This window comes from Myxococcus sp. AB025B (assembly GCF_006518215.1).
Classification (GTDB): domain Bacteria; phylum Myxococcota; class Myxococcia; order Myxococcales; family Myxococcaceae; genus Myxococcus; species Myxococcus fulvus.
The window spans coordinates 1-7,519 of sequence record NZ_SRLW01000397.1 but is presented as its reverse complement, the minus strand read 5'-3'; the positions used below and the strand labels follow the sequence as shown (position 1 = coordinate 7,519).

7 protein-coding genes are annotated in these 7,519 nt (G+C 67.2%); 4 read left to right on the top strand and 3 right to left on the bottom strand.

All coding sequences use genetic code 11. The annotated features are described in order from the left end of the window. Positions 1–475 precede the first annotated feature (475 nt). Positions 476–1,267 carry a hypothetical protein gene (locus tag FL311_RS38940; RefSeq protein WP_194869557.1) on the bottom strand — a complete coding sequence of 264 codons (792 nt, stop codon included), beginning with the start codon at positions 1,265–1,267 and terminating at the stop codon, positions 476–478. A 134-nt stretch (positions 1,268–1,401) separates the two neighbouring features. Between FL311_RS38940 and FL311_RS38935 the strand changes: the two genes are divergently transcribed. Continuing rightward, entirely contained in the window at positions 1,402–1,575 is a 174-nt protein-coding gene (locus FL311_RS38935) for a R3H domain-containing nucleic acid-binding protein (RefSeq protein ID WP_255510399.1), read from the top strand. Between the two features lie 4 nt (positions 1,576–1,579). Here the strand turns inward: FL311_RS38935 and FL311_RS38930 are convergent, their stop codons facing one another. Then, positions 1,580–2,761 (bottom strand): serine hydrolase, encoded by a 1,182-nt coding sequence (locus tag FL311_RS38930; RefSeq protein ID WP_141332711.1) that lies wholly within the window; start codon positions 2,759–2,761, stop codon positions 1,580–1,582. 184 nt (positions 2,762–2,945) lie between these two features. Continuing rightward, positions 2,946–5,078 carry a M3 family metallopeptidase gene (locus tag FL311_RS38925; protein ID WP_228557370.1) on the bottom strand — a complete coding sequence of 711 codons (2,133 nt, stop codon included), beginning with the start codon at positions 5,076–5,078 and terminating at the stop codon, positions 2,946–2,948. Positions 5,079–5,247: 169 nt separating this feature from the next. Here FL311_RS38925 and FL311_RS38920 point away from each other — a divergent pair, with 169 nt between their 5' ends. The 3 genes from FL311_RS38920 to FL311_RS38910 all read left to right on the top strand — a co-directional run bounded on the left by FL311_RS38920 (position 5,248) and on the right by FL311_RS38910 (position 7,470). After that, the gene (locus FL311_RS38920) at positions 5,248–6,054 is read left to right on the top strand and encodes a protein-glutamate O-methyltransferase CheR (RefSeq protein WP_141332709.1); all 807 of its coding nucleotides are present in this window, start codon (positions 5,248–5,250) and stop codon (positions 6,052–6,054) included. Between the two features lie 147 nt (positions 6,055–6,201). Next, positions 6,202–7,089, top strand: coding sequence for a hypothetical protein (locus FL311_RS38915; RefSeq protein ID WP_141332708.1), 888 nt, complete (start codon positions 6,202–6,204; stop codon positions 7,087–7,089). A 3-nt stretch (positions 7,090–7,092) separates the two neighbouring features. After that, positions 7,093–7,470 carry a hypothetical protein gene (locus tag FL311_RS38910; protein ID WP_141332707.1) on the top strand — a complete coding sequence of 126 codons (378 nt, stop codon included), beginning with the start codon at positions 7,093–7,095 and terminating at the stop codon, positions 7,468–7,470. Positions 7,471–7,519: the final 49 nt, after the last annotated feature.

The window sequence follows — 7,519 nt, the reverse complement described above, 5'->3', positions numbered from 1 at the left end:
GTGTTCGGGACCATCGACATGTTGAAGGACCTCATCGGCTCGGGGCGCAACCTGCTGTTGTTGATGACGTCACGACCTCAAGAAACCTGCCTCTTGGCGCGTGCGCGCTGCAGCGAGGGCTGGGCCAAGTGGGTATGACTCTGCGGTATGATGCGCGGGGATATGGGGGCACGGGCGGAGTGGAGGGGCGATACGCCCTACGAAGATTCCACTGGAAGTTCAGGGGAGGGAGAGCGTCGCTGTGCAGGCTCGCACCTCGGTTGCCTCTGTGGAAGACCTGAGTGAGGCAGTTCATCCAGTCCCGTCCGCCTGTCTCATGCGTGCAGAAGTGTCTCAATATTTTGTTAGGTCTCTCCGTTCCTGAGAGGAACTGAGCCCCGGGGAAGCTGTCTCTGAGCACAAGTGCGGTTCCCTCTGGAGACCGCCATCGGCCCCCTGAGTGATGTGACCAAGCAGTATTGGAGGGGCCGCGTGACTAGGGCTTCTTTTCCTCTTCTGGCTCCGTCTTGCTCGACTGAGGCTGGCGGGTCTCCAGGGGCATTTCTTTCAGTAGGCGAATCGCTTCCTCAATCAATTCTACGTCTTCCTCTCTCACGAGAGGGGGCGGGGCTGGCTCCTTGCGGCGTTCGATTTCTTCCGTCGAAAAGTGGATGGCCGTTGATAGGCGCATCACCACGCCCATGAATCGATGCCGGGGCTCGATGTGTATGCTTGATAGTTTTGTGCCGAAGCTCTTGCAGCGATCCCGGATCTTGGGTGATTCGAACGACAATCTCTCCGAGAGATGGGCGAATTCGTTCCTTACTTTCCGAATAAGGTCGAGATCGCGGCACTGATCTTTGCGGAGCAGGCCCAGTAGGAGGCATGCCTGAATACGAGATGAAAAGGTCCCGAGAGGACGGTTGTTTCCGAGGAACTCGTCAGCAGTACTCGGGTCATCGACGAAGAACGCTCGTAGGAGCTTCCCTAGCGCTTGGTCGAGGTGTGCCGCCGCCACCAGTGCACAGCCGCGGTCAGTTTCCAGAGAGAGTGTGCGGCGCATCCATAGCAACTTCCCAGGAATCGACACCCCCGCCGCTTTTTCCAGACCATCAAACAGAGGAATTGCTTCAGGCGGGCTTTCGCCTGAGTCATTCGCTTTCCTCATCCACTCTGCGGCCATGGAAAGGAGCGTTCGAGCTAAGTCCTCCCTGGAGGGCTTAGTCTCATCAGCAGTCGAGTCCGTTGAGGGAGGGCTACCTAGCTCTTTGTCCTGTTCAGTGCTCATGCATCCCCTATATCGGTCTGCTCGGAGCCCTGCCAGGGACTCTGGCTGCCTCATGCAGCGACGTTCGGGGCTGGGCTTGAACAGATTCGGTGGACAGGTTGGCTGCGCCACGCGCCCCTTGTGAGGGCGTCTCCGTGGAGCTCGCACCGCGCCAGCCCCGCGTGCGCAAGCTCCAGCATCGTCTGGTGAGCCGCTACCGCCTGGAGGCGGTGAGCCACGGCAGCGAGCCCTCCAGGCATCTGGTCATCTACCCGCTGGGCGCGGAGCTCGACGCCGCGCTCGCGGAGGAGACGGAAGGCGGCGCGTGAGCGCTCAGCGTCCGTCCCAGAAGACCCGGTCGCCGTACTCCCAGTCGAACGGCACGCCCGTCTCACCCAGCACGAAGCGCACCAGCTGGGGGAAGGCGTTCTCGGCGCGCACGTCGTTGGCGAGAATCAGCACACAGCGGCGCGAGCCGGGCAGACACACGAGCGTGTTGCCGGTGCTGTCGTTGTGCCCGCCCTTGTAGAAGCCGCGCCCCTGCGGCCCCTCGAACACCACCACGCCGAGCCCCGCGGCCAGGTCCTTGCGGCGCTGCTCCACGGGCAGCTCGGCCTGGAGCGAGGGGAACTGGCTCTTGGTGGTGATGGCGAGCTGCGGCGAGGTCAGCTCGGCGAAGGACTGTGGCGACAAGCCCTCACCGCGCACCAGGGCGGCGGCGAAGCGCGCCAGGTCATCGATGGTCGTGTCCATGGAGCCCGCGGCGCGCACGGTGCTGCGCTCGTCATGCGGCTCCACCGCGCCCTCCATCGTCCACCCGTCCGCGAGGTTCTTCGCGAAGTCCGGTCTCCACACCATGCTGGTGTTGACCATGCCGAAGCGGTCGAACACGCGCTTCTGCATCTCCGCGCCCAGGTCCAGTCCGAGTCCCCGCTCCAGCACGAACTGCAGCAGGATGAGCCCATCCCCCGAGTACGCATACCGGCTGCCCGGGTCGAAGTGGAAGCGCAGCCGCTGGTCTGGCTCGAGGAAGCCGAAGTTGGCGAAGCCGACGCTGTGGGTGAGCGGGTGGCGCGGCGTGATTCGCTTCCAGCGCTCGTCATCGGCCAGGTGCGACCACGTCGAGTAGCGCTGCTCGTCCGGGTACTCCGGGAGCGGCTTGTCGAGGTAGCGCGAGATGGGCGTGTCGAGCTGGAGCTTCTTCTCGTCCACCAGCTGCAACACCGTATAGGCAAAGACCGTCTTGGTGATGGAGGCGCCATACATCACGGTGTCCGTCTGGAGCGGCTCGCCCTGGGCGTTGCGAGCGCCGTAGGCCCGCGTCGCCACCACGCGCCCGTCGTCAATCACCGCGATGGCCAGCCCCTTGGCACCCGTCGCCGCCATGGCGCGAGCGACCTCGGCATCCAGCGCGGCCGTGTCGGGAAGGGAAGGAGGCACCTGACGTGAAGCGGACGTCGTGGCACAGCCGCTGGTGACGAACAGACCCAGGACACACGCATGCAGCAGTTTCATCGAGATGAGCTCCGGACCGAGGCGTCTCCACCCTCGAAGTCGAGGCTCAATCTACTGGCGCCACCGGGCTCCTTCAATTGTTCCGAGGAGACTTCGGTAACACGATTACCAAGACATGCGGTTCATCCCCGCATGCTGACCACCGAGGAGCCCGTGGTGACACGGGCTCCCCGGGGGATGCGTGCTACTTCCCGGCGTCGACGTAGGCGCGGTACGCCTCGAAGCCGTAGTCACGACCGAGGAAGTCCTTCACCAGCTCGGCGGCGGGCTTGGCTCCGCCCGGCTCCAGCACGGTCCGGCGGTACTTCATCGCCGTCTCGCGGTCCAGGTAGCCCTTCTTCTGGAACTCGGTCTCCAGGTCCTTCGCGATGACGGAGGACCACAGGTACGTGTAGTACGCGGCCGAGTACCCATCCAGGTGGCCGAACGCGAGCTCGAAGTGCGTGCCCGGGCGGTGCTCGTGCTTGAACGGGCTGAGCTTCGTCTGCTGCTCCACCAGCGCCGCCGTGGTGTCGAAGCCCGGCTTGCGCGAGTAGTAGTCCAGGCTCACCGCGGACAGGAACAGCTGCCGCCGCGCCCACAGGCCCTTGCCGAACTCCTTCGACGCGCGCAGCTTCTCGACCATCTCCGCGGGAATCGCGGCCTCCGTCTCGTGGTGCTTGGCGAACTCCTTGAGCACCTCGGGGTTGCCCGCCCACTGCTGGAGCAGCATGGACGGCGTCTCGACGAAGTCCCACTCGGTGCGGATGCCGGAGATGCCGCTCCACTGCTGCTTGCCGGAGAACACCGCGTGCAGCAGGTGGCCGAACTCGTGGAAGAACGTCTCCACCTCGTCGTGCGTCATCAGCTCGCCGGGGCGGGCGAAGTTGCACACCAGGGTGCCCTCGGGGAGCCGCTTGCCGGCCTGGCCCTGCGCCAGGTCGAACTGGGCCGCGTGCTTGTACTTGTCGTCACGCGGGTGCATGTCCAGGTAGATGCGGCCCAGCAGCGTGCCGTTGTCGAGCACGTCGTAGGCCTCTACCTCGGAGTGCCACACCTTGGCGTCCGCCGCGCGCTGGTAGGTGATGCCCCAGATGCGCGAGGTGATGTCCATCACGCCCGCCTTCACCCGGCTGTACTCCAGATACGGGCGCACCTGCTGCGAGTCGAACCCGAAGCGCTCCGCGCGCAGCCGGTCCTCGTAGTAGTCCTGGTCCCACGGCTCGAGCGTCTTGGCGCTCGGGACGTCCTTCTTCTTGCGCGCCAGCAGGTCCGCGAACTCCTGCTTCGCTCTCGCCTGGGTGGCGTCCGCCAGCCGGTCGATGAACTCCGACGCGGTCTTCTGCGTGCGGGTCATCTTGGTCTCGGTGGTGTACGCGGCCCAGGACTCGTAGCCCAGGAGCGTGGCCAGCTCGTGGCGCTTGGCGATGAGCTGCTGGAGCACCTCCTGGTTCGCCGGGAAGGCGCGCTGGCGGTAGGTGCGCCAGAGCTTCTCGCGCGCCTTGCCGTCCTTCGCGTACGTCATGAACGGGAAGTAGTCGGGGTAGTTGGTGGTGATGACCACCTTGCCGTCCTTCCCGGCCGGGTGGGACTTCACGTAGTCCTCGGGCAGCCCGGCGAGCTCCTTGGGCGTGAGGGACACCTGGCGCACGCCCTCGGCGATGTTCTTGCCGAACTGCTGGCCCAGCTTGAGCAGCTCCTCGTTGAGCGACTTCACCTTCGCGCGCGTGGCGTCATCGCGGTCCACGCCGGCGCGGCGGAAGTCGAGCAGCGTGCGCTCCATCCAGTACTTCGTCGGCCCGTCCGCCTGGGACAGGTCCACCGCGGACAGCGCGTCATAGACGCCGCGGTCCTGGGAGATCTCCACGTTGAGGGCGTCCACGCGCTGCTCGCACTCGCGGGCGGCGTCGCGGAAGGCGGGCAGCGGGTGGACCTCGCGCGCGAGGCTGGCGCGGTTCGCGGCGGCGATGAGCGAGCCCGTCGCCTCGTCATACGCGGCGAGCACGGCCTGGGCGTCCTTGCGCGCGTCCAGCTTCTTGAGCGCGGTGATTTGGGCCTGGGCGCGCTCGAGGTCGGCGGTGCAGGCGGCGGTGAAGGCCTCGGCGGTGCCGGCGAGCACGTCCGACGTCCGGGGCGCGGGCAGGGGCGCCGGGGTCTTCTCAGGAGCCGGCGCGGCGGGCGCGGTGGCCTGCTGGGGCGGGGTGGTCGGCTCGGTGGCCGCGGTGCCATGCGTGCAGCCGGCCGCCGCCAGGGCCGCCGACAGGGTGAGCGCAGTCAGTCTCTTCAAGGGCAGATTCCTCCAGGATTCCAACGCAAACGCCCGAGCGTCATGCCACATCCCGGCCTGCCGTGCTCGCCCGTCGCCCGGGCCTGCTGACATTCTCGGACGACTTCGAACACAAGGAGGCCGGGGTGAAGGACGACGACTGCGTCGAGCTGATGTGCTGGGCGGGCCCGCGGCTCGAGGGTTTCCGCCGGGTGCGAGGGCAGGTGTGCAGGAGGCCGCGGTGAGGGATGAGGACTGCGTCGAGCTGATGCGCTGGGCGGGCCCGCGTCTTCACCTGCGGCTCGAGGGTTTCCGTCGGGTGCGCGGGCAGGTGTGCAAGCGCATCGGCCGCAGGCTCGCGGCCCTGGGGCTCACGAGCGTGGCCGAGTACCGCGCCCGGCTGGAGTCCGACGCGGACGAGTGGGCCGTGCTGGACGCGCTCTGCCGCGTCACCGTCTCGCGTTTCTACCGCGACGCCGAGGTCTTCGATGTGCTGCGGGACACGCTGCTCCCCGCGCTGCTCGGGTCCACCTCCGTGCTGCGCGTGTGGAGCGCGGGCTGCGCTTCGGGGGAGGAGCCCTACACGATGAGCGTGCTCTTCCGGCTCGGGCTGTCACCACGCTTCCCGGAGGCACGATTGGAGTTGCTCGCCACGGAGGCCGACACGGTGCTGCTCGCGCGTGCGAGCCGGGGTTGTTATCCGCGCGGCTCGCTCCGGGAGCTGCCGCGCGCGTGGGCCGCGGAGGCGTTCCCCGGTACCGACGCGGAGGCCTGTCTCGCACCCGAGTTCCGCGAGGGGCTCACCTTCGTCCAGCAGGACTTGCGGGCCCGCATGCCGGAGGGTCCCTTTCACCTCGTCCTGTGTCGCAACGTGGCCTTCACCTACTTCGCGCCGGCGCTTCAGCGAGAGGTGCTCGCGGGGCTCGTGGCGCGGCTCGTGCCCGGAGGGCTGCTCGTCACGGGCGTGGAGGAGTCGGTTCCGGAGGGCGGCGTGGCGCTGGAGCGCGTTGCGGGCTCACTGCCCATCTTCCGTCGTGTTGAACAGTGAAGCCGGGTCGGTGCACACCCGTGAGACATGCGAGATGTTTCACGCGTGAGATGTGACGCACCCGGCCTTGAGTGAGTCGTGAGCGCCCGGTACCACCGCGAGACTTTCGGGGTCGAGTCAGTCCCCTGGCCGGAGGGATGCAACGATATGCGCAAGGTGCTCTGTGCGGTCGCGACGTTGATGCTGTGGGCCTGTGGTGGTGCGAGCGGGAACTCGCAGGTGAAGCAGGAGGGCCTGTCGCTGGCCGCCGAGACGGGAGACACGCGAGGCACCTTCGTGAAGGACGGCGGCGCGGTGTCGTTCCAGGCGCTCGAGGTGGAGCCGGGGGTCTACCGGTTGGAGGTGCGGCTGCGCGGGATGACGCTCGCGGGGTTGCTGGACCCGGCCAGCGGCGTGTCGACGATGGATGGCTTCGCGGACGAGGGCGCGGCGGACACGCAGCTGACGGACGCGGACCGGGAGCTGCTCAAGTCGCTCTACGACGCGCTGAGCGCCGAGCTGCCCGCGGGTGACGCGGCGGCGCCCGAGGCGATGTACCTGCGGCGCGCGGTGGGCCTGTGGGCGCAGCATCCCTCCACGGTGGAGCTCCAGCGCACGGTGATGGGCGAGCAGGGGCGTGGCTACACGATGTTGTGCAGCTATGCGCGCTGCAACGGCAAGTTCACGGGGAGCTGTGGGGGTGTGTACAACTGGTATTCGTACGCGAAGCACGACTGCAACAAGGGTGGGTTCAGCTTCGCGGGCAACCAGCAGATCGCCCAGCTGGGCGACCACACGTCGTGCAGCGGCGATGAGTTCTACCTGAGCGGGAGCACGTGGCTGTGCGGCGAGCCGGACCACTGGTCGCGCCCGAAGGTGATGGGCAACTGCTTTGGCCGGTGTGGCGGTGGCTGTGGGGGTGACACGCAGTACACGCTGGATGCGACGAACCACGACGGCTGCGTGCGCAACGGCCACATGCTGGCGAGCGCGTGGTGTGACGACCAGTTCGTGTCCGCGGCGGACGACGAGCTGTTCGCCTCGAACTGCTACTGAGCCATGCGTTCGGGTCGTGACGTGGGAGTGTGGGTGGGCGGGGCCGTGCTGGCCCTGCTCGCGTGTACGTCAGCCGCCTCGAAGACGGAGGCGGCGGAGGCGACGGTGACGCGTTTCTTCGAGGCGTTGCCGTCGGGGGACTGCGCGGTGCTGGGGCCGATGCTGGCCACGGGAGGGGGCATGCGGCCGTGCGAGGAGGCGGTGTCGGAGATGCATGCGCACGGATTGATGCTGGTGGGTATTGTGGAGTCGAAGCTGGACGGCCGGGATGCGGACGTGGTGCTGGTGCGGGCACGGGTGGCGAGGGATGGGAAGGTGGGCAAGGAGCCATGGCTGCTCCGCGTGGAGCGGCAGGGCGGCGGCTGGCGCGTGCGATTCTGAAGAAGGCGGGCGATGAAGACTCGATACCGACTGATGCTGGCGCTGTCTC